The sequence below is a fragment of the Dickeya dadantii NCPPB 898 genome (genome assembly GCF_000406145.1).
Lineage (GTDB): Bacteria > Pseudomonadota > Gammaproteobacteria > Enterobacterales > Enterobacteriaceae > Dickeya > Dickeya dadantii.
Genome location: NZ_CM001976.1, coordinates 483,800 through 504,791 on the forward strand (window position 1 = coordinate 483,800; position 20,992 = coordinate 504,791).

Annotated in this window: 18 protein-coding genes and 1 pseudogene; 9 read left to right on the forward strand and 10 right to left on the reverse strand. The window is 57.2% G+C overall.

What is annotated here, in order from left to right; genetic code table 11:
* Positions 1 to 224: 224 nt before the first annotated feature.
* The 5 genes from DDA898_RS02700 to DDA898_RS02715 all read left to right on the forward strand — a co-directional run bounded on the left by DDA898_RS02700 (position 225) and on the right by DDA898_RS02715 (position 4,741).
* Entirely contained in the window at positions 225 to 1,157 is a 933-nt protein-coding gene (locus DDA898_RS02700) for a LysR family transcriptional regulator (RefSeq protein WP_013316159.1), read from the forward strand.
* Positions 1,158 to 1,399: 242 nt separating this feature from the next.
* Entirely contained in the window at positions 1,400 to 2,416 is a 1,017-nt protein-coding gene (locus DDA898_RS02705) for a 1-aminocyclopropane-1-carboxylate deaminase (protein ID WP_013316160.1), read from the forward strand.
* Between the two features lie 230 nt (positions 2,417 to 2,646).
* Positions 2,647 to 2,829, forward strand: a complete 183-nt coding sequence (locus tag DDA898_RS21935) for a ribbon-helix-helix domain-containing protein (RefSeq protein WP_071604491.1) — start codon at positions 2,647 to 2,649, stop codon at positions 2,827 to 2,829.
* A gap of 170 nt (positions 2,830 to 2,999) precedes the next feature.
* Positions 3,000 to 4,091 (forward strand): AAA family ATPase, encoded by a 1,092-nt coding sequence (locus DDA898_RS02710; RefSeq protein ID WP_038910132.1) that lies wholly within the window; start codon positions 3,000 to 3,002, stop codon positions 4,089 to 4,091.
* Positions 4,088 to 4,741, forward strand: coding sequence for a DUF4276 family protein (locus DDA898_RS02715; RefSeq protein WP_038910133.1), 654 nt, complete (start codon positions 4,088 to 4,090; stop codon positions 4,739 to 4,741). Before DDA898_RS02710 ends, DDA898_RS02715 begins: the two co-directional genes overlap by 4 nt.
* 44 nt (positions 4,742 to 4,785) lie before the next feature.
* Here DDA898_RS02715 and DDA898_RS02720 read toward each other — a convergent pair whose 3' ends face one another.
* The 3 genes from DDA898_RS02720 to DDA898_RS02730 form a co-directional block, all read right to left on the reverse strand.
* On the reverse strand, positions 4,786 to 5,289 hold the full coding sequence (locus tag DDA898_RS02720) for an Lrp/AsnC family transcriptional regulator (RefSeq protein ID WP_033111564.1): 504 nt from the start codon (positions 5,287 to 5,289) through the stop codon (positions 4,786 to 4,788).
* A 183-nt stretch (positions 5,290 to 5,472) separates the two neighbouring features.
* Entirely contained in the window at positions 5,473 to 6,003 is a 531-nt protein-coding gene (locus DDA898_RS02725) for a chorismate mutase (RefSeq protein WP_038900171.1), read from the reverse strand.
* A 383-nt stretch (positions 6,004 to 6,386) separates the two neighbouring features.
* On the reverse strand, positions 6,387 to 7,619 hold the full coding sequence (locus DDA898_RS02730) for an MFS transporter (RefSeq protein WP_038910134.1): 1,233 nt from the start codon (positions 7,617 to 7,619) through the stop codon (positions 6,387 to 6,389).
* A 416-nt stretch (positions 7,620 to 8,035) separates the two neighbouring features.
* Here DDA898_RS02730 and DDA898_RS02735 point away from each other — a divergent pair, with 416 nt between their 5' ends.
* Together DDA898_RS02735 and DDA898_RS02740 are read left to right on the forward strand one after the other, a co-directional pair.
* Complete coding sequence (locus DDA898_RS02735; RefSeq protein ID WP_033111566.1) at positions 8,036 to 8,746, forward strand: HD domain-containing protein; 711 nt, start codon at positions 8,036 to 8,038, stop codon at positions 8,744 to 8,746.
* A 125-nt stretch (positions 8,747 to 8,871) separates the two neighbouring features.
* Positions 8,872 to 9,678 (forward strand): IclR family transcriptional regulator, encoded by an 807-nt coding sequence (locus tag DDA898_RS02740; RefSeq protein ID WP_013316167.1) that lies wholly within the window; start codon positions 8,872 to 8,874, stop codon positions 9,676 to 9,678.
* A gap of 78 nt (positions 9,679 to 9,756) precedes the next feature.
* On the opposite strand, the gene DDA898_RS02745 is transcribed toward DDA898_RS02740, so the two are convergent.
* From DDA898_RS02745 to rhaB, 5 genes are all read right to left on the reverse strand, one after another.
* Entirely contained in the window at positions 9,757 to 11,346 is a 1,590-nt protein-coding gene (locus tag DDA898_RS02745; protein WP_038900173.1) for a methyl-accepting chemotaxis protein, read from the reverse strand.
* Positions 11,347 to 11,907: 561 nt separating this feature from the next.
* Positions 11,908 to 12,222, reverse strand: a complete 315-nt coding sequence (rhaM, locus tag DDA898_RS02750) for an L-rhamnose mutarotase (RefSeq protein WP_038910136.1) — start codon at positions 12,220 to 12,222, stop codon at positions 11,908 to 11,910.
* 255 nt (positions 12,223 to 12,477) lie between these two features.
* A complete protein-coding gene (gene rhaD, locus DDA898_RS02755; RefSeq protein WP_038910137.1) occupies positions 12,478 to 13,314 on the reverse strand; it encodes a rhamnulose-1-phosphate aldolase in 837 nt (278 codons plus the stop codon).
* A gap of 23 nt (positions 13,315 to 13,337) precedes the next feature.
* On the reverse strand, positions 13,338 to 14,594 hold the full coding sequence (locus DDA898_RS02760; RefSeq protein WP_038910138.1) for an L-rhamnose isomerase: 1,257 nt from the start codon (positions 14,592 to 14,594) through the stop codon (positions 13,338 to 13,340).
* A complete protein-coding gene (rhaB, locus tag DDA898_RS02765; RefSeq protein ID WP_038910139.1) occupies positions 14,591 to 16,063 on the reverse strand; it encodes a rhamnulokinase in 1,473 nt (490 codons plus the stop codon). The genes DDA898_RS02760 and rhaB overlap by 4 nt, the downstream gene beginning before the upstream one ends.
* A gap of 379 nt (positions 16,064 to 16,442) precedes the next feature.
* Here rhaB and rhaS point away from each other — a divergent pair, with 379 nt between their 5' ends.
* Together rhaS and rhaR are read left to right on the forward strand one after the other, a co-directional pair.
* Positions 16,443 to 17,279, forward strand: coding sequence for an HTH-type transcriptional activator RhaS (gene rhaS / locus DDA898_RS02770; protein ID WP_038910140.1), 837 nt, complete (start codon positions 16,443 to 16,445; stop codon positions 17,277 to 17,279).
* Between the two features lie 20 nt (positions 17,280 to 17,299).
* A complete protein-coding gene (rhaR, locus tag DDA898_RS02775) occupies positions 17,300 to 18,154 on the forward strand; it encodes an HTH-type transcriptional activator RhaR (RefSeq protein WP_038900177.1) in 855 nt (284 codons plus the stop codon).
* Between the two features lie 288 nt (positions 18,155 to 18,442).
* On the opposite strand, the pseudogene DDA898_RS02780 reads toward rhaR, so the two are convergent.
* Together DDA898_RS02780 and DDA898_RS02785 are read right to left on the reverse strand one after the other, a co-directional pair.
* A pseudogene (locus DDA898_RS02780) lies at positions 18,443 to 20,138 on the reverse strand (dipeptide ABC transporter ATP-binding protein).
* Positions 20,135 to 20,980: an ABC transporter permease gene (locus DDA898_RS02785; protein WP_038910141.1), complete on the reverse strand. Its 846-nt coding sequence runs from the start codon at positions 20,978 to 20,980 to the stop codon at positions 20,135 to 20,137. The pseudogene DDA898_RS02780 and the gene DDA898_RS02785 overlap by 4 nt, the downstream one beginning before the upstream one ends.
* Between the last annotated feature and the right edge of the window lie 12 nt (positions 20,981 to 20,992).

The following is a 20,992-nucleotide window of genomic DNA, read 5'->3' on the forward strand; positions in this document are numbered from 1 at the left end:
CGAGAGGCCCGTTAAGCGGTCACCTATCCCGAAGGTACCGCGTTAGCGGCAAAATTTAGCCAGCAAGCCCGGGTTCACAGGGAGGCGGCGTTTGAGCCTCCCTGTGTCGGGCGGAGCGAGAAATATTAACGATAAAATATGAGGTTAATACGCCCGAAACCCTCTCGGATTCTGAATGTGATGGCATGACGTATCCGATAGATTCTGTCTCTCGGAGATGATCCATGCATAACAGCGAAATTCGTTACTTTATGGCGGTGGTGAACGCCGGCTCCATCAGCGCCGCCAGTCAGCAGCTGTTTGTGGCGGTGTCCGCCATCAGCCGGCAGATCCAGCGGCTGGAAACCCGACTGGGCATGCCGCTGTTCGAGCGCAGCACCCGCGGTATGGTGCTCAACGACGCCGGGCACATTCTGGCGAATCATGTGCGGCGCAGCATGGCCGACATGGAACTGGCGATGGCGGAGATCGAAGGCATGAAATCGGCGCGCCAGACCACCTTGCGGGTGGTCTGCACCGACGGGCTGGCTTTCAATCTGCTGCCCGCTCTGCTGGCGCGCTTTCGTGAGCAGCATCCTCGCGTCAATTTTTACCTGACGGTCGGCAGCGCCCGACAGGTGCCGGAACTACTGCGTAATGGCGAGTGCGATGTCGCCCTCAAGTTCAGCCTGGCGCCGGAACATGGCGTGGCGGTGCTGGCGTCGTTTCCCGCGCCGGCACTGGTGTTCATGGCGCAAGACCATCCGCTGGCCAATCGGGATTTCCAACTGGCGGACCTTAACGCCTGGCCGGTGGTACTGCCGGATCAATCGGCCACTATCCGGCAATTGTTTGATCTCTCCTGCCGGATGAACAACGTCTTTATCGAACCGGTGTTCACCTGCAACCATTTCTCCGCTCTGTATGAATATGTCCGCACTACGCCGGGGGCGGTCAGCGTGTGCAGTCATTTCTCCATTCTGTGCAGCGCCCGGCGCGATGGCCTGACGATGAAGGCGGTCAATCTGGATCAACTGAGCCAGCGTACCTTGCAGTTGCAAACCGAGATGGGCAAGCCCCGTACCGCCATTCTGGAGAGTTTTTTTGCCTTCCTGAAGCAGGCGTTGCAGCAGTATGACCAGCAATGCCGGCAGGATTTCGGGCTGTTGCTGCGCTGAACGGCGTGCGTTTTCACCCCCTGATTCGACATTTAATTTTATTTCGTATTTTTGTTTTATTTTTTACTTTAAGTTTTATAAAAAATAAAAATTGTTAATTTTTTATAAAAATAACAAATAAAAACGCAATTTAAATCATTAAGGTTTTGTGTAGTATCAGGGTTAAGCGATGACGCGGTTTTCCTGTCGGAAAGCGGTCATTTGATGTCTGATTGAGCCACGTTAGCCACCGGAGCCTGACTATGAACCTGGAAAAATTTCCGCGTTACCCCTTAACTTTTGGACCGTCGCCGATTACCCCGATGAAACGCCTGAGTGAATATCTGGGCGGCGATGTGGAAATTTATGCCAAACGTGAAGACTGCAACAGCGGTCTGGCGTTCGGCGGCAACAAGACCCGCAAGCTGGAGTACCTGATTCCGGAAGCGCTGGCGCAGGGCTGTGACACGCTGGTGTCGATTGGCGGCGTGCAGTCCAACCAGACCCGTCAGGTGGCGGCCGTGGCGGCGCATCTGGGCATGAAATGTATTCTGGTGCAGGAAAACTGGGTGAATTACGCCGACGCGGTGTACGACCGGGTGGGGAATATCGAGCTGTCGCGCATTATGGGCGCCGACGTGCGTCTTGACCCGGCCGGCTTCGACATCGGCATCCGTGCAAGCTGGCAGCAGGCGATGGAAGAAGCGGCGCAGAACGGCGGCAAACCGTTCCCGATCCCGGCCGGCTGCTCCGAGCATCCGTACGGTGGTCTGGGCTTCGTTGGCTTTGCCGAAGAAGTCCGCCAGCAGGAAAAAGAACTGGGCTTCAAATTCGATTACATCGTGGTGTGCTCGGTTACCGGCAGCACTCAGGCGGGCATGGTGGTGGGGTTTGCCGCCGACGGGCGTGCCCGCAACGTGATCGGCATTGATGCTTCCGCCAAGCCGGAAAAAACCAAGGCGCAGATCCTGCGCATCGCGCAGAACACCGCCGGGCTGGTGGAACTGGGCCGCGACATCACCGAAGAAGACGTGGTGCTGGATACCCGCTACGGCGGCCCGGAATACGGCTTGCCGAACGACGGCACGCTGGAAGCCATTCGCCTGTGCGCGCGTCTGGAAGGGGTGCTGACCGACCCGGTGTACGAGGGTAAATCCATGCACGGTATGATCGACATGGTGCGCAACGGCGAATTCCCGAAAGGCTCCAAAGTGCTCTACGCCCACCTCGGCGGCGCCCCGGCGCTGAGTGCTTACAGCTATATTTTCCGTAACGGTTGATTGCCGTAGTGGCGTCTGGACCATGACATAAGTTCGCCAATAGCAAAACCATGGGGCTGTTTGTCAGCAGATTAGGTCACAGGCTCTAGACATTGATAATGTGTTGCAATATTTGCATGCATTGGTTTCAACAGCGGCCGCAAAAGCGGCCTTTTTTAGTGGTATAACAGACTTTTACATCAAAATGATGCATTATTCATATATGTGATGCTACAGTTCAAATCCCCGCTATGAAATCAACTCGTACTACAGTTTCTTTAACCGCCGAACAGCTTCAGTCGTTGCAAGAGATGGCTGATATGAATGGGTTGTCTGTCTCCTGGCTTATCAGGCAAGCTGTCAGTGATTTCCTTGCTCAACATTCTGATAAGAAATTTGAGCCGTTGCGGGTCACTCGCAAGGAGTTTGAATGATGTACTCAGAACAGGCCGGCGCAGGAAGGCAAAGCTGAAAACTCAATGATTCAGACGATTGTGGGGCTTGTGTTGCGATGAACCCGCATCAGGTTAGCGACGGATACTCTACTTACCCCCTTATTCAAAATTCGTTGGCGGTTAAATTTACCAACAGAAGGTAATCGTTTATGAAACACGTGACCAATCCTGACCAGCTCAGTAAGTTGCTGATTGAAGGTTACAAGTCTATTGAACGTTGTGAGTTGCACATGGGCAGCCTCAATGTGCTGATTGGCGCGAATGGTGCAGGTAAATCGAACTTTATCAGTTTTTTCCGTTTGATTGCGACGTTACTTGACCAGCGTTTGCAATCGCTAGTCAGTAAGGCTGGCGGGCCTGATGCCATGTTGCATTTCGGGCGTAAAAAGACGCCACATCTGAAAGGTGAACTTTATTTTGGCAATAACGGTTATAAGTTCGAACTTGAGCCAACCAATGACAACCGGATGATGTTTTCACGTGAAGCTTTATGGTGGAACATGAGCGGTGATAAAGGTGTTGTTGCTGGTCATTTCGAGTCACGGGCAGAAGAACACAACACCGGTATTAAAAAGTACACATTGCCAATTATGCGGCGCTGGCGTGTCTACCACTTTCATGACACCAGCGAATCAGCCCGTGTAAAGCAGATCCACCGCATTAATGATAATGACTATTTAAGAGAGGACGGTGCGAATCTCGCGGCGTTCCTGTACCGGTTGCAAAAAAACCATGCTGCACACTATAAGCGAATCGTTAAAAGTATTCAGATGGTTGCACCATTTTTTGGTGATTTCTACCTGCGACCCACGTCAGATAACCCTGATACTATTCAGCTTGAGTGGACAGAAAAAGAGCAGGACGTTCCGTTCAAAGCCAATGAACTGTCGGACGGTAGTTTGCGTTTTATTCTCCTGGCAACGGTGTTATTGCAACCAGAAGAGTACAAACCGAGTGCGATCATCGTAGATGAACCAGAACTGGGTTTACACCCATATGCGATTGCCGTGCTGGCAGGTTTAATTAAAAGCGCCAGTCACGAACATCAGCTCATTATCTCAACCCAGTCGGTAGAATTGGTAAATGAATTTGATGCGGAAGATCTGATTGTCGTTGATAAGAAAGGTGGCGCGTCAACATTCAAACGGCTTGAGTCTGGCTCATTGGAAGAGTGGTTGAGTGATTATAGTCTGGGTGAGCTGTGGACGAAAAATCTGTTGGGCGGGAGGCCACAACGATGATTCGGGTCAATATCTTTGTGGAAGAACAAACAGAAGAAACCTTTGTCCGTGATGTTTTGGCGCCGGCCTTTGCGTATCAACAAATTTACTTTACGCCAATCCTTGCTCAAACCAGCCGGGGGTATAAAGGCGGTATAGTGAGTTATGGCAAGGTGAAACATCAGATAGAACGATTGTGTAAGCAAGATCCGCAGGCATGGGTGACAACCATGATAGATTACTACGGTTTACCGACGGATTTTCCGGGGCTGGATGAGAATCCGGCTCAACATGCTGATATTTACGTCAGAATTGCTCGTCTGGAGCAGGCATTTAAACAAGATATCAATCTGCCTAATTTTCTCGCGAATTTTATCGTGCATGAATACGAGGCATTGCTGTTTTGCCAGCCTGAAAAGTTTATTGATTGGATCGATGACGAAACCCCGGTAAAAAAACTCCTGGCAATGAAAGCCGAGTTTCCTACGCCTGAACAGATCAATAACAGCCCGCAAACTGCGCCGTCTAAACGTATTCTGGCGACTATCCCTACATACAAAAAAACATTACATGGCCCGCTGATTGCGGCTGATATTGGGCTGGACAGCATGCGTCAGCAGTGTCCTCATTTTCACAGTTGGCTTCAGCGCATTGAAGCTTTGGCTGATTAATGTATTTGGAAAAATATGCGGGATACGGCCCGGCTTCCCCACCCTTAAAACACCAACTGTGTCGTCGACAACACTTCCCGCAGGCCGATAAAGGAGCGGATCTGGCGTACACCCGGCAGGAACAGCAGTTGTTCGGCGTGCAGTTTATTGAAGCTCTGGTTGTCTTTGGTGCGGATCATCAGAATGTAATCGAACTCGCCGGTGACCACGTGGCACTCCATACAGCCGCTGATTTTCTGTACCGCCGCTTCAAAATCTTCAAAACTTTTCGGGGTGGAACGGTCGAGCACCACGCCGATTAACACCACCATCCCGACATTCAGCGCCTGCGGGTTCAGCAGTGCGACATAGCCTTTGATCAACCCGACCTGTTTTAGCCGCTCCACCCGTCGTAGACAGGCTGGCGCACTGAGTTTGACCTTTTCCGCCAGCGCCACGTTGGAGATGGAGGCGTCGGACTGGAGATAACGCAGGATGGCGAGGTCAAAACGGTCAAGATTGGCGTTTTTGTCGTCCGGGCCATCGGCGGCGGTGGTTTTGGTTTTCATGGCGGTCGAGTCTCTACAGGAAACAAGTAAGTCGTATTGACGCAGCAAAATTGCGCATTAAATGAGTATGACGCAATTTTTGTCAACATAACACGGCCTGTTCCAGAACGATGCGCCTGATGGTGGATAAAGGGGGGTGCGGACGGCGTAAAACGGCGCGCACGACTGGCGCGCCGCTGGGGATTAATTCTGTAATTTGGCCTGCTTCAGGGTGGTGAACAGCCGCGCCTTGTCGTGCTCGCTGAGGTTCTTCTGGGTCACGGCGTGCATAAACGCCGCGTGATTCAGATGGCTCAGGCTGCCGCCCTGTTTGTGCAGGGTATCAGCGAGTTGTTGCAGCAGCACGCCGTTCAGTTTGGCTATCTGCGCGCGCACTTCGTCCAGCGAGCGCGGCTGCCAGTCTTTCTCCGGCACCGCCAGCCAGTCGGCGCGGTAGCGATACTGAATCGCCTTGGCGGCATCCATCTGCGCCTGAATAAATGGCGTAACCGAATCGGCGTCCAGCCCGTACTGCGTCGCCTGCTGGCGGCTGGCTTTCAGTACGTTGTCCTCCTGTTGCAGATCCTCAATCGCCAGGTGATGAGCCGCTTTGTAGCCCGCCACATCTTTCATGTAGCCGAGGCGTTGGTTAACCAGTGATGCCAGATCGGCGCTTTCTGCTGCCAGCGCACTGGTGCTGATCAGGCAGGCTACCAGACACATTGTCCGTAACATATTGTCTCCAGGTGGTTGAAAGTAAGAAGGCAAAGGCGCCATATCGCTGTCGCCACGGCCGCCAACGGCGAACACGGCAATCATCGCGTAACCATCTTAAGTGCATGGCATGGTGTTGTGGGTAACGTGGCGGCGGCGGATTCGTAACCAGACGTGCCTATTTTTTGCATTCTGTGCGGTGATTACCGGATGTGATTGTATGAATTCGTGTTACCAGCTGAGGCGGCTGCCCTGATTCCGCGCGCGCTGCCGCTGCTATGCCACCTGCAACCACCGGCGCGGGAAAGGGAAGAGAGAGTGGAAGCTGCTTCATTTTTATAAAATTTTCATACTGTTGGACATACATTGATACGTTCCGTCAGCGGGCGTGGCGGAACGTAGCATCATCCGGAGTGATCGGGGCGGGGCGACGACAGCGATGTGTCCGTCAGTTTGCGCCGCAGGGCGAGCAATAACCCGATGCCGGCCAGCAGCGAGAGTGCAATGGCGATATGCATGAACCCGGTCAGCGGCCAGCCGTAGCGTTCGGACAAAAACAGGAACAGCCCCATTAGCGGCAGCACCGACTGGTTCAGCATCAGGATCAGCGAGGAAACGCTGGCCAGCCGCTCGTAGGGAATCAGCGTCAGGCGCAGGGTGCGCATGATATTGCCGGTGAAGACCTTACCGACGATGCCCAGCGCGTAGAACGTCAGAAATGGCCCCAGGTGGTCGAGCGTGGTGGTCAGCAGCAACGAGGCGATGACAATCAGGCCGAGTCCCGCCGCCAGCAGCGCTTCCCGGCTCACGCGATTGAGCGCCGCGCCATAAACCAGCGTGGATAAAAATCCTGCCGCGCCGGCGCAAATATCAATGAAACCAAAATATTTCACTGATAACCCCATCTGGGTTTCGATCAATGCGGCGCCGGCGGACTCCACCAGTCCATCGAACATATTATTTCCCGCCGCCAGTACGATCATCAAAATAATAAATGGACTTCTGATTATCATTAGTAATGGGAATAATTTTTTTTGCGCGGAGTGAGGCGGGTTGGCTTTATTTTCCGGCGACGGTTCCGGGGTAAAAGAAAACAAGCGAGAGGTGAGGAAATAATAAGCATTGCATAAATAGAATGTGGCGGCGATATACAGCAGCGTCAGAAAGCCGTATTCATACAATAGTATGCCAATCAACGGTCCCAGCACCATGCCGAGCAAATCCAGCCGGGTCAGCAGGTTAGCGTCCCGATCAATGTGGCGGCTGTGGGCGGCGATCAGCTTTTCCACCGCGGTGAGGGTTTGCGCGTTGCCGATGGACACTGCGGCGCCCAGCAGCCCACAGGCCAGCGCCAGCGTCAGCGGTTGTTCGGCAAAATTCAGCACCAGACAGAGCAACAGACAGCCAAACGCCTTGACCGCGTCGGACGCGATGGAAACAGGGCGAACGCCCCAGCGATCAATCAGCGCGCCAAGCGCCGGGATCAACACGATGCGCGGCAACCACCATAGCGTGTAAGCCAGGCCGGAGTAAGTCAGGCTTTGGGTTTCGGCGTAGACCAACACCGGGATCAGGAACACCATCAAACCATCAGCGATAAACACCAATGCAAGAAAAAAAAGCAAAACCGGACTCATGGAGTAAATACCCCTGACAATATTACCCGTCATACTGCAAGCCGCGGCACCTCGGTTTTCCTCGCCCATCCCAGTCGCTTACTGTGTCTGCGCCAGGGGATTCGCTGCGTCGCCGCTGTCCTGCCACTCGAATTATTTAGGGTATATCAGGTCATGTTTTGTAAATTAAAAAAATGACGTAAGCGGAAACGAAAAATAAACGCTACGGCACCGTATAAGCGCCTAAATATAATAATGTGTCGTCGGGAAAGTAAATGTTTATTTATTGACAAAACGGGTAATAAACATTTTTTGGTTAAAATAATTTTACCGCTTATTATCAATATTGAAAAATGCGTTGCCGCATCAGTCATGTTGTTGTCATTACTTTTTAGTTATTCTGTAGTGGTGTAAATGGATTGGTGCAGGAGAGCGGCATGGATTTACTTGGTTTTGAGCAGGCACTCAGTCAGTACGTAGCCCGGTATCTGGCGGACTCGGTGGATAGTGCGCATGATCACCACCATCTGGTGCGGGTGGCGAACAGCGCCCGGCACATTCAGCGGACGGAAGGGGGCGACCTGCGGGTGATTATCGCCGCCGCCTGGCTGCATGACATTGTTTTAATCCCGAAAAATCACCCGGATCGCAGCCGGGCCTCGCGCATGGCGGCGGAAGAGGCGGTGCGCATTCTGTCGCTGGATTTCCCCGATTTTCCCTACGCCCTGTACCCGGCGCTGTTTCATGCCGTCGAGGCTCACAGTTTCAGCGCCGGCATTACGGCACAAACGCTGGAAGCCAAAATCGTACAGGATGCCGACCGGCTGGATTCGCTCGGTGCGCTGGGGTTGGCGCGGGTGTTTTATGTGGCGGGCATGATGGGACGGCCGCTGTTTGATCCGCAGGATCTGTTCGCCTGTGAGCGTGAACTGGACGATCGCCTCTACACGCTGGATCACTTCCGCGTCAAACTGATGCGCCTGCCGGAAACCATGAATACGGCGGAAGGTAAACGCATCGCCGAAGCCAATGCGTCCTGGCTGGTGGATTTTCTGGCTAAGCTGGCTGGGGAGGTGAATGGCGACCCGACCCTGCTGGATCCGCAGGTTCGCGCGCGATTCAGCGACTGGCATCCCTGGTTGGCCTGACTATTGCTGGTCTCGCCATGCCGCTTTTTTTCTGGCGATGTGAAGCGGAGCGGGCCGAGATCACGTCATATTGTGCCGAATCATGGTATCGATAGACGTTAATATTCAGCCAGAGGGATCGATGCATGAGAACGGCGTCGCACGGTCATGATAAACCCGCCGGGAACCAAAGCCTGCTGCGGGGATTTCTGCTGCTTGAGATTTTAAGCAATTACCCGAATGGGTGCCCGCTGGCGCATTTGGCCGGGCTGGCCCGGCTCAATAAAAGCACCGTGCATCGCCTGTTGCAGGGATTGCAGGCGTGTGGCTACGTCACCCCGGCGCCCGCTGCGGGCAGTTATCGTCTGACCACCCGGTTCATTACTGTTGGCCTGACATCGTTGGCGCCGCCGGAGGTGATCCGGCTGATTGCGCCGCCGTTGCAGGCGCTGAACGCCGCGACCGGAGAAACCGTCAATTTTTCCAGGCGCGATGGCGACTACTGCATTTTGATCCACAAGCTAGAACCTACCACCGGCATGTTGCGTACCCGCGCTTACCTCGGGCAGCAAATGACCTTATTCAGCTCGGCGATGGGGAAACTGTTTCTGGCTGACGACACCAAAGACGCGCTTTTTTCCTACTGGGGCCGCCATCAGCCGCATATCCGCAAGCTGACTCCGTATACCATTACCGATCCGGGACATATGGCGCGGGAACTGGAAGACGTGCGCCAGCGTGGGGTGGCGTTCGATCGGGAAGAGCATGAAGTCGGGGTGTCCTGCATGGCGGCGCCGGTATTCGATGCGCATCAGCGCGTGAATTACGCCATTTCGCTCTCGCTCTCGTCAGCCAAACTGCGCCAAATCGATGAGGAAACCCTGTTGACGCCGCTACGCCAGACCGCTGACGCGCTCACTCAGGCGCTGAAAACCCTGCCCGACGACATGTAAATAATGCGGACCTGAAACCCGATACGAAAGGATAAGAAGGAAGGCCGGGCCGTCGACGTGACGACCCGGTGGGATGGCTCAACCGAGGCGCAGCGGGGACTGCTGTGCTTCCAGACGGAAGAAGCGAACGGAGTCGCGTAACTGCTCACCCTGTTCCGTCATGGACTGGGCGGCGGTGGCGGCCTGCTCGACCAGCGCCGCGTTCTGTTGGGTCACGCGGTCCATTTGGTCAATGGCGACGCCGATTTCCTTGATCCCCTGATGCTGTTCGTTGGACGCCATCGAAATTTCCGCCACGATGTCGGTCACCTTGGTGACCGAACTGACGATTTCATCCATCGCCTGGCTGGCGGTGTCGGCATGGCGGGAACCATCGGTAATTTTCTCCACCGTGCCTTCGATCAGCGTTTTGATCTCTTTGGCGGCGTTGGCGCTCTTTTGCGCCAGATTACGTACTTCCCCGGCGACGACGGCGAACCCCTTGCCTTGCTCGCCGGCTCGCGCCGCTTCTACCGCGGCGTTGAGCGCCAGAATGTTGGTCTGGAAGGCGATGCCTTCGATCACCGAGATAATATCGACGATTTTCTGCGAGCTGTCGGAAATTTCATGCATACGCTTGAGCATGTCGTCCACCACGTTGCCGCCGTGCACCGCGGTTTGCGAGGTTTGACGCGCCAGTTCGCTGGCCTGATGGGCGTTGTCGGCGTTGCGTTTCACGGTTTCGGTGATCTGCTGCATGTTGGAGGAGGTTTGCACCAGCGACGCCGCCTGCTCTTCGGTGCGTTGCGACAGGTCGCTGTTGCCCTGGGCGATTTCGCTGGCCGCCAGCGAGATGGATTCGCTGCCGTTGACGATGTTGTGGATAATGTCGGCCAGCTTCTCATTCATGTTCTTCATGGTGGCCAGCATGCTCTGGGTGTCGCCGGCGCGTAGCATAATGGATGTATTGAGGTTGCCGGCGGCGATCTGGTTCATGATCGATGCCGCGTAAGCCGGCTCGCCGCCGAGCTGACGGGACAGATTGCGCGCAATCAGGGTGGCGATAATGCCGGTTGCGATCACTGCCAGCAGCAGCAGACCGGACAGAATATAGAGCGCGGTGCGATAACCCTCTGCTGATTCAACGGCGGCCTGGTCGCCGCTGGCGATCTCCATTTCCACCAGCTTCGCCAGATCCTTCATCAACTGGGTGCGGTATTTAGCCGAAACCGCGCCGCTGATTTTGCTGGCATCGTCCAGTTTTTCACTGTTGACCGCGTCAATCACCTTGGCGTTGACGTCCACGAAATTCTTGAAATTATCCGTTACCTGGCTGAACAGCGCTTGTTTGTCCTGCGCGTCGCTTTTCACCAGTTTGGCGTAATTGGCCTGAGCGTTCAGAAACACGTCCTGATTTTGCAACAGTTCCTTGCGGTGACCCTCTCGCTCATCGGGCGTTTTAGAGGAGATGTACTGTATCTGCTGCAGACGCAGTTCAGACAGTACGCCACGCATTTCCAGCGTATAGCGCACCCCTGGCAGGCGACTGTCGCGGTAAGCGTCGATACGGCCATTATTGGCGCTGAGTTGGTAGATGGAAACGGCGCCAATCAGCAGCATCATCACGATTAGCACGGAAAAACCGAACAGCAGTTTGGAAAAGACGGTTAATTGCGAGAATTTTTTCATAATTTTTGTTCTTGGCAAGGGAAAGTATCTTTAATAACGGCAGGGTAATTCAAAAATTTATTCCCTTCATGGGGCGAGTCGTCATTTTGGTGAATTGTTTTTTATTTTTGGAATGGTGGTTTTGTGATGATCGTTTGTGATTTTTTTTTCTTTTTTATGAACAAACAAAGAATAGTCGATGTGAAAATAATAAATAACAATATATTTCATAATGTTATGTTTAATCAGCTAACTGATTTGCTATTTTATTTCTCCGCCAGCCAGTGGTCTGTCTGATATTTCAGGTGTGAAAAATCACCTTCTGTACGGCTCAATAAAAAAGAAAGGGGCCGATGAAAGAGGATGGTTTCATACAAAATAGATAATTGTATGATTGGTCGCGTAAATTATAACCACAGGCGGTGTTGGTATTACGGCACGCGCCTCGTCAGAATGGGCAATAATTGCCGCCGCCTGCATTGCTCATCGTTTATTTAATCCCCTAAACCTGAGACGTATGCCCGGTTTCACGGCGAATGACCGCCAGCGGCGGCCACGTCGATTAAAGCGCGCAGCCTTTATTTATGCCAGATAAAAAACCGGACTGAGCTCGGTGCTGACCGGGCTGTTGTCGGGGTTGGCGGGCATCACCTCTTTCATGTATTTCCACCAGCGCTGGCAGGCGTCGGTTTGCGCGATCGCGTTCCAGCGTTCTTCCGATTCGATTTCCACATACGCGAACAGCAGATTGCGCGCCGGGTCGAGAAAGATGCTGTAGTGGTGTGCGCCGTGCGCTTTCAGTTCCGCTTCCAGCTCAGGCCAGATTGGGCTGTGGCGACGCTGATACTCCTCGTGGCAATCCGGGAAGACCTGCATCACAAAGGCTTTTTTCAACATGTTCGTCATCCTGTTGTTCATCATCCTATTGCTCGTCATCACTGTTGCTCGCCATCACTGTTGCTCGCTATCACTGTGGACAGTGACAGTGGCCCGCATTCGGCGGGAAACATCCCTGTGTTCCATGCCGGCAGCGCGCGACGGCAGGGTTCCGCCTGCTTTCACCATTACCAGTGAACCCCGACGGCGTTTCTGCCCGCATGGTGTCCTGATTGTCATACACATTCGGCATAGCGCCGCTTACCCGGCCCGGCGCTATTTACCCGACACGTAACGTAAGGCGGACTCCATCGGCGTGACCCCAAACCGCTGGCCGAGTGCGATCAGCTCTTCGGTGGAGATGGTCTGTTTTTTCCCACCCATCGCGCGCACCTTGACCATCACTTCCGCCGATTTTTCGGCGGTGTCGATCAGCCCGAAGGCATCATCCAACGACGGACCGGTGCCGAAGATGCCGTGAAACGGCCACAGCACCAGCGAGTGGTGTTGCATCTGCTCGGCGGTGGCGCTGCCGATGGCGTCGGTACCCGGCACCATCCACGGCACAATGCCCACGCCGTCCGGGAACACCACCAGACATTCGGTGCTGCCTTCCCACAGCTCGCGGGTAAACGCCGCGCTGTTCAGCTCCAGCACGTAGCTCAGGGCGATCAGGTTGGTGGCGTGGCAGTGCATGATTACCCGGTCCCGCCCGCCGCTGACGTTCATGCGCACAATGTGCGACTGAAAATGCGCCGCCAGTTCCGAGGTCGGCAAGCCGCCGTGGCTCAACCCCCAGAAGATGCGGTAACCGCGGCCGTCGTCATCTACCTGCAACAGCACCAGATTGTCGGCCGGATCCAGCTGGACGTTGCGAAAGAATTTGCCGGAACCGGTGACGATAAACCAGCAGCCCGCCAGTTCCGGCATCGGCTGGGACAGCGCTTCGCGCCGCGGCTGCGGATAGAAGTCGCTTTCAAACGGCGTCACGTCGTCCTCGGTCAGGCGCAGGCTGATGTTGCCGCCGTTGCGTTCATCCCAGCCTTTGAGCCACATGTCGCCGGTGGCCTTGACCATTCCCTGTACAAACCAGGAAGTGAGTAGTGATTGCATGGTGAATCCTTAACGTTGACAGATTAACGTTGACAGAGAACGGTGTTTTCGTAGTGACGCACGGACTGCAGCCAGTCGCTGCCGGGCGTGACGTCATGCTGCTGGCAGTAGTGTTCCCACACCGCCTGCCACGGCAGCGATTTCTGCTCTTCCAGTAGCGCCAGCCGGGCGGTGTAGTCGCCGTTTTGCTCCAGCGTGCGCAGGGTATCGGTGGGTTCCAGCAGCGCGCGCAGCAGCGCTTTTTTCATGTTTCGGGTGCCGATAATCCAGGCGGCGATGCGGTTGATGGACGCATCGAAGAAATCCAGCCCGATATGCACCCGGTCGAACAGCCGGTGGCGTACGACTTCGTGGGCGATGGCCTGGGTTTCATCGTCCAGCAGCACCACGTGGTCGCTGTCCCAGCGTACCGGGCGGCTGACGTGCAGCAGCAGGCGCGGTACGAACAGGCTGGCGCTGGAGATTTTGTCGGAAATCACTTCGGTGGGATGGAAGTGACCGGCGTCCAGACAAAGCGCGGTCTGGCGGCTGGTGGCGTAGCCCAGATAAAACTCGCTGGAGCCGACGGTAAAACTTTCCGCGCCCAGCCCGAACAGCTTGCTCTCCACCGCGTCGATGTGGTGTGCAGGGTCCAGTTTTTCGGCGATCACCTCGTCCAGCGATGCCAGCAGCCGCTGACGGAACGCCAGCCGATCCACGGTCAGATCCTTCATGCCGTCCGGGATCCAGATATTCATTACCGAAGCGGTGCCCAGTTCACGTCCAAAATAAGCGGAAATACGGCGGCTGGCCTGACAATGTTCAATCCAGAAACGGCGCACGTTTTCATCCGGGTGCGACAGGGTAAAGCCATCGCTGCTAAGCGGGTGCGAAAAGCAGGTAGGGTTGAAGTCCAGTCCCAGTCGATGTTCTTTGGCCCAGGCCACCCAGCGGCTGAAGTGCTGCGGCTCGATGGCGTTACGCGCCACCGGCGTCTCCGACTCCAGATAGATGGCGTGCAGATTGAGCCGTTTCGGACCGGGGATCTGGCGAAACGCCTGCTCCAGGTCGGCGCGCAGCTCGGTGGCGTTGCGCGCTTTGCCGGGATAGTTGCCGGTGGCTTGAATACCGCCGGTCAGCGCGCCGCTGTCTTGCTCGAAGCCGGCGACATCGTCGCCCTGCCAGCAGTGGATGGAGACTGGAATCTGATCCAGCTGGCGCAGCGCGGCATCCACATCAATATTCAGCCGGGCGTAACGTTCTCTGGCCAGCAGCCAGGCGGTTTCTATCGCGGTATTCATACGGTGAGCTCCTCGTTAACCTGGCACAGCGCCTGAAAACGGCGCCAGTGACCAGCAAAATCACAATCCTGTCGGGGGATAAACGGTTGTAGCGGGATGTTGTCGGCGAGCAGGCGGCGGAAGGCGTCCAGATTCGCCACTTCGTCCTGTGCTATCAACTGGCAGCCGATGTTGCCGAGGGTGGAGGCTTCGGCCGGCCCGGCCAGCACCGGCACCTGACAAACATCGGCGCACAGTTGGTTCAGCAAGCCGTTGCGGCTGCCGCCGCCTACCACATGCAGATGGCGCAGCGGCGCACCGCGCAGCTCGCCCAGCGTCAGCAGGCCCTGGCGGTAGGACAACGCCAGGCTGTCCAGAATGCAGCGCGCCAGCGCGGCGGTGGTGGCGGGCGCCGGCTGGCCGTGCTCGCGGCAGCATTCACGCAGCGCGTCGCTCATCGACGGCGGATTAATCAGCCGCTCGTCGTTCGGGTTGATCAGGCTGACAAACCCCGGCTGCGCCGCCGCGGCGTCGAGCAGCGCCGGCAGGTCCGCGACCTGTTGTTCCTGACACACCCGTTGCAGCAGCCAGAGTCCCATAATATTTTTCAGCACCCGGTAACGGCCGCCGACGCCGCCTTCATTGGTGATGTTGGCGGCCAGCGCCGCCGGGCCGGTTAACGGTTCCCGGCTTTCCATGCCGATCAGCGACCAGGTGCCGGAGCTGAGGTAGGCGCTGTCTGCGTCGGTCAGCGGGGTGGCGACCACGGCGCTGGCGGTATCATGGGTCGCCACCGTCACCACCGGTACGGCGCGGCCGCTGGGCGCGATCCACTCACCCACCCGGTGGCCCGGCTGGCGCGGCGCGGCGAGCCAGTTGGGCGGCACGCCCAGATAATCCAGCAGGCCGCGGTCCCAGTCGCCGCTGTCCAGATTCAGCAACTGGGTAGTGCTGGCGTTGGTGTATTCGCACGCCATCCGGCCGGTCAGCCGGTAGTGGAAGTAGTCGGGGATCATCAGCAGGTGCGCCACCTGCCCCCAGACGTCCGGATCCTGCTGGCGCAGCGCCCGCAGTTGGTAAAGGGTGTTGAACGGCAGAAACTGGATGCCGGTCTGCCGGTAGAGGCGCTCGCGGCCCAGTTCGGCGATGACGTGCGCCATCTGGCCGTCGGTGCGGTGGTCGCGATAGGAGTAAGACAGGCCCAGCCGGTTGCCTTGCCGGTCCAGCGGCACCATGTCTACACCCCAGCTGTCGATACCGATGCTGACGGGGTGAACGCCGCGCGCGTCGACGGCTTCTAGTCCGTGGCGAATCTGGCGCTCCAGTTCGTCCAGATCCCACAGATGATGCCCCTGCCAGAGCCGCAGCGGATTGCTGAAACGGTGGATTTCCTCCAGCGTCAGCCGCTGGGTCCCCGTCTCCAGCGACGCCAACATCACCCGCCCGCTGGAAGCGCCGAGATCGACCGCTACGTAATGCTTAACCGCCATTGCCGTTCCCTCCGTTGTCGTTATGGTGCGTGTAGTTATGGAGTGTTTAGTTATGGTGTGTTTGTGACTGTGTCCGGCAGTGTAGGAGAGTTGGCGCGGCGGCACCTTTGGGTGAGTGCCATCTGCAAAATGGGGCTGGCAAAATGGCAAAGTTGACTGTGAATCAGCTCACAGTTTATGGCGATAGCCGGCTTGTAACCCGCTAATAACGGGTGGTAAACGCTTGTGATCCTGCACACATTTCAGTGATTTAACCGCCGGATCTTGAAAAAATGACCTCGCGACGGCGATGTCGCGGCGCTATTTTAAGGCGCGGGGGCCTGCCTTCTGACTACTATCCGGACATGCGGATGCGTCAGGATGAGGGGAGGAACGCGACATGACACAACTTCATGGCGATGAATTTTTTGCTTCGCAGGCGGCGACGGTGGCGGTGGAGCCTCGTATGCCGCAATGCGCCTTTCCTGGGCATTATCACGACTTCTGGGAGATCGTGCTGGTGGAGCAGGGCGCCGGTGTGCACGTGTTCAACGATCAACCCTTCGCGTTATGCAGCGGGGCGGTGTTTTTCGTACGGGACAACGATCGCCATCTGTTTGAACAGGTAGAGGAACTGCACCTGACCAATGTGCTGTATCGGTCGCCGCGCGGGTTTCGCTTTCTGTCGGACATCGCGCCGTTTCTGCCGTATGGCGCTAATGGCGAGTGGCTGGGGCAATGGCAGGTGAACGTCGCCGCCCAGCAGCAGGTCAAACAGTTGATCCTGCAACTGGCGGCGCTGGCGCGCCGTGATCAGCCGGAGGATATCGCCGCCAGCGAAAGCCTGTTCCTGCAGATTCTGGTACTGCTGCGGCAAAAGCGTTTCCAGACGCAGGGCGACGGCAGCGAACGGCAGGGTATTCAGGCGTTGCTGGGGTGGTTGCAGCACAACTTTTGTGAAGAGGTGGATTGGGATACGCTGGCGGACCGCTTTTCGCTGTCGCTGCGTACGCTGCACCGGCAACTGAAGCAGCACACCGGCATGACGCCGCAGCGCTATCTGAACCGGTTGCGGCTGCTGGAGGCCCGGCGACGGTTGCAGCACAGCGATGATTCCATCACCACCATCGCCCATGATTGCGGCTTCAGCGACAGCAATCATTTTTCCACGCAGTTTCGCAAAGCCTTTGCGCTGGCCCCCAAAACGTTGCGCCATCAGGCGCAGTATGAGGACTAACGTTATAGGGGCGACAGGCTGTGCCATCCCGCGGGTTGAAGTTACGAACGGAAGATTACTTTCTTACCGACAAGAATACGGTCACGGTGGCGGAGCGCAGCCCGCAGCCGGCGTTTCCGTTGCATCATCACGACTTCGACGAACTGGTGATCGTCTGGCGCGGTAACGGCCTGCATCTGTGGAATGATGTGCCTTACCGTATTACCTGCGGCGACCTGTTCTATGTCTCCGCCCGCGATCGTCATAGCTATGAATCGGTGCATGATTTGGAGCTGGACAATATTCTCTATATCCGTGACCGCCTGACGCTGCCCACCGACTGGCAAAACCTGCTGCCGGGCGGCGAGGTGCCGCAGCAGCAACGCTACTGGCGGCTGGCGACCCACAGCATGGATAGCTTGCGCGACAAAGTGGAAAATCTGACGCAGGAGTGCATGAAGTCAGACCCGCTGTCGTTGCAGCTCAGCGAAGTGTTGTTGTTGCAGATTGCGCTGCTGGCGTTGCGTTACCGCTACGCACCGGGCAGCACGCAACTGGCGGATGCCCAACAGCTGGACCTGCTGATGAATGCGTTACGCGCCAGCATCGCCCGACCGTTCCGACTGGAGGATTTCTGCCGGCTACACGACATCAGCATGCGCAGCCTGCGCGCCCGCTTCAAACAGCAGACCGGCATGAGCGTCGCGCAGTACCTGCGCCAGTTGCGGTTGTGCCGGGCGATGGAGCTGCTGCGCCACAATCGCCAGACCATCAGCGAAGTGGCGGCCGAATGCGGCTTTGACGACAGCAACTATTTTTCCGTGGTGTTCCATCAGGCGTTTGGCGTCACACCGAGCGGTTACCGGCAACGTTTTCAGACCGGCGGCAAGGTATAGCGTGATAAATGGCTGGGTTATTTCGATGAAGCCTGACGTGCTGCGCGTGAGGCGTGGTAATAGCGCCAGAGTTTTATTATCGCTACATAAGCGAGAGTGGCGGCGATAAGATCGATGATTGACATCACGGTGATGTAGAACAATTCAGGGTCTTTCCAGCCGGCTTTTTCCGATAGTGTTACTAACAGATCGGTTTGTTTCCGAGTTAGTAGATAACTGGCGCCATCATAAATTACATTCTCCTGTTAATTGAAAATGTAATGTCTATGATGGCGCGTTGAAATAACGTCAGGCGTAAATATCGTTATTTTTTCGGTTAATCGCCACCGGGGCGACGGTGGAAAGTAATTGCCGGGTATACGGGTGTTGCGGTTGATTGAATATCTGTTCCACGGTGCCGCGTTCCACCACATTTCCGTCTTTCATGACCGCAATCCGGTGACTCATGTGCTGCACCACCCCCAGATCGTGGGAGATAAACACCATCGACAATTGCAGGCGTTGCTGCAACGCCACCAGCAGGTCGAGCACCTGCGCCTGCGTGGTGACATCCAGCGCCGATACCGGTTCGTCGCAAATCAGCACCTCCGGCTCCGCCGCCAGCGCCTGTGCGATGGAGATACGTTGGCGCTGCCCGCCGGATAGCGACTGCGGCCGTCTGGAGAGCAGCGTCGGCGACAGTCCCACCAGCTCCAGCAGGGCAAGAATGCGTTGCTTACGGGCTTGCGGGCTCAGATCGCGCCGCAACCGCAACGGCTGCAGCAGGATCTGTTCAATGGTGAACTGCGGATCGAACGAACTGAGCGGATCCTGCGTGATGGTTTGGATGCTAGCGCGTAGCGGGCGGCGTTCCCGCTCGGTCAGCGAACTCCAGGGTTGGCCGGACAGACGAATGTCGCCGCTGTCCGGCGGCTGCAAGGCCAGCATTACCTTCCCCAGCGTGGTTTTACCGGAGCCGGACTCGCCAACGATACCCAACGTTTCGCCCCGTTCCACCGTCAGCGAAATATTATTCACCGCGGTCATGCGGCTGCCGTCCGGGCGTTTGAACGAGACGGACACGCCGTCTACCTGCAACGCCAGCCCGCTCTTTTCGCCGGACTCGCCGACGGAAGAGAGCAGGGTCGATGCCTGCGGGCTGAGCGGGTTTTCTCCCGCCAGCCAGTTGCCGCGGGTCGCGGCGGTCGGGATCGCGGCCAGCAGCCGGCGGGTGTACGGGTGTTGCGGCGCGGACAGCACCTGCCGTGCCGCGTTCCACCAGCGCGCCTTTCTGCATCACCATCACCCGATCGGCGACCTGCGACACCACTGCCAGATCGTGGGTGATCAGCAACACGCCGTGCCCGGCCTGCGCCAGCGCGGTAAACAGCTTCAACACCTGTTGCTGAACGGTGGCATCCAGTGCGGTGGTGGGTTCGTCGGCAATCAACAGTTTTGGTCCGGCGGCCAGCGCCGAGGCGATCAGCGCCCGCTGGCGCAGACCGCCGGACAGCTCATGCGGATATTGTGCCGCGCGGTTGGCCGGATCGGGAATGCCGACCTGTGCCAGCAGCTCGGCGACGCGCGTCGCCACATCATTACGCGAGGCCAGTTTATGGGTCAGCAGCGGCTCCGCCACTTCCTGCCCGATGCGCCGCAGCGGATCGAGCGACACCAGCGCATCCTGCAATACGAAGCCGATCTCCCGGCCGCGCACCTGTTGCCACTGCCGATCGCTGAGTGTTTGCAGGTCGCACCGGTTGCCGTCGTGGCGCACCAGTTCGATGGCGTTGGCCTGAATCTGCGCCCGCTCACCCGCCAGCCCGACCAGCGTGCGGGCGGTGACCGATTTACCGGAACCGGATTCGCCCACCAGCGCCAGAATTTCACCTGGATTGACCTGAAACGACAGGTCGCGCACCGATTCCACCGGCCCGTGCGGGCTGGGGAAGGTGACGTTTAACCCATCGACGCGCAGCAACGGCTGCAAAGCAGACTGACTCATGCTGTCCCCCTGGCCAAAATAGCCTGCAAACGCCGGCCCAGCAGGGTGATGACGATCACCGACAGCGCCACGACACTGGCGGGAAACAGGCTGACCCAGGGCGCGATATCCAGGAAGTTGCGGCCGTCGGCCAGCAGTGCGCCCCATTCCGCCGTGGGCGGCACCACGCCAAGTCCGAGGAAACTCAGCGCCGAGGCGGACAGCACCGCGTTGCCGACGCCGATGGTCGCCAGAATCAGCAACGGCCGTAAGGTGTTGGGAATGATATGGCGCACCACGATGTACAGCGGAGGTTCGCCCAGCGCGATGGCGTGTTCTACGTAGCCGGACAGTTTTACCTGCAGCACCTGCGAGCGCACCAGCCGCGCATAACCGGCGACGCCGGCCAGCCCGACCGCCAGCAGCGTATTTTCCGGGCCGCGCCCCAGCACCGCGATCACCAGCAGCGCCAGCAGCATTTCCGGGAACGCCAGCATGATATCCAGCAGCCGCACCAGTACGCGGCGTACCGGCAGCGGCGCCAGCGCCGACAAGGTGCCCAGCAGCACGCCGCCTAGGCAGGCGATCAGCATCGCGCCGACGCCGATGCTCAGCGACAGCGAGGTGCCGTACACCACGCGGGTGAAGACATCGCGCCCGAGCGTGTCGGTGCCGAACCAGTGGTCCGCGCCGGGCGGCTGGAGCACCGCCCCCATGTCCATCTCATCCGGCAGGCGATGGGTGAACAGCGCAGGGAAAAACACCGCCAGCAGTAAAAGCAGTACGGCGGCGGCGGGAAGCAGGGTTGCCGGCGCCAGCCAGGGGCTGCGATAAGCGCTGCGATGGGGCGTGCGTATCAGCATCGGAGGTTCACT

Bases quoted from the DNA above. Each gene is read 5' to 3' on its own strand.
- DDA898_RS02715 (WP_038910133.1), top strand. From the start codon at position 4,088: ATGATTCGGGTCAATATCTTTGTGGAAGAACAAACAGAAGAAACCTTT.
- DDA898_RS02740 (WP_013316167.1), top strand. From the start codon at position 8,872: ATGAGAACGGCGTCGCACGGTCATGATAAACCCGCCGGGAACCAAAGC.
- DDA898_RS02705 (WP_013316160.1), top strand. From the start codon at position 1,400: ATGAACCTGGAAAAATTTCCGCGTTACCCCTTAACTTTTGGACCGTCG.
- rhaM (WP_038910136.1), bottom strand. From the start codon at position 12,222: ATGTTGAAAAAAGCCTTTGTGATGCAGGTCTTCCCGGATTGCCACGAG.
- rhaD (WP_038910137.1), bottom strand. From the start codon at position 13,314: ATGCAATCACTACTCACTTCCTGGTTTGTACAGGGAATGGTCAAGGCC.
- rhaS (WP_038910140.1), top strand. From the start codon at position 16,443: ATGACACAACTTCATGGCGATGAATTTTTTGCTTCGCAGGCGGCGACG.
- DDA898_RS02720 (WP_033111564.1), bottom strand. From the start codon at position 5,289: ATGAAAACCAAAACCACCGCCGCCGATGGCCCGGACGACAAAAACGCC.
- DDA898_RS02735 (WP_033111566.1), top strand. From the start codon at position 8,036: ATGGATTTACTTGGTTTTGAGCAGGCACTCAGTCAGTACGTAGCCCGG.
- DDA898_RS02730 (WP_038910134.1), bottom strand. From the start codon at position 7,619: ATGAGTCCGGTTTTGCTTTTTTTTCTTGCATTGGTGTTTATCGCTGAT.
- DDA898_RS02710 (WP_038910132.1), top strand. From the start codon at position 3,000: ATGAAACACGTGACCAATCCTGACCAGCTCAGTAAGTTGCTGATTGAA.
- DDA898_RS02745 (WP_038900173.1), bottom strand. From the start codon at position 11,346: ATGAAAAAATTCTCGCAATTAACCGTCTTTTCCAAACTGCTGTTCGGT.
- DDA898_RS02760 (WP_038910138.1), bottom strand. From the start codon at position 14,594: ATGAATACCGCGATAGAAACCGCCTGGCTGCTGGCCAGAGAACGTTAC.
- DDA898_RS02785 (WP_038910141.1), bottom strand. From the start codon at position 20,980: ATGCTGATACGCACGCCCCATCGCAGCGCTTATCGCAGCCCCTGGCTG.
- DDA898_RS02725 (WP_038900171.1), bottom strand. From the start codon at position 6,003: ATGTTACGGACAATGTGTCTGGTAGCCTGCCTGATCAGCACCAGTGCG.
- DDA898_RS21935 (WP_071604491.1), top strand. From the start codon at position 2,647: ATGAAATCAACTCGTACTACAGTTTCTTTAACCGCCGAACAGCTTCAG.
- rhaB (WP_038910139.1), bottom strand. From the start codon at position 16,063: ATGGCGGTTAAGCATTACGTAGCGGTCGATCTCGGCGCTTCCAGCGGG.
- DDA898_RS02700 (WP_013316159.1), top strand. From the start codon at position 225: ATGCATAACAGCGAAATTCGTTACTTTATGGCGGTGGTGAACGCCGGC.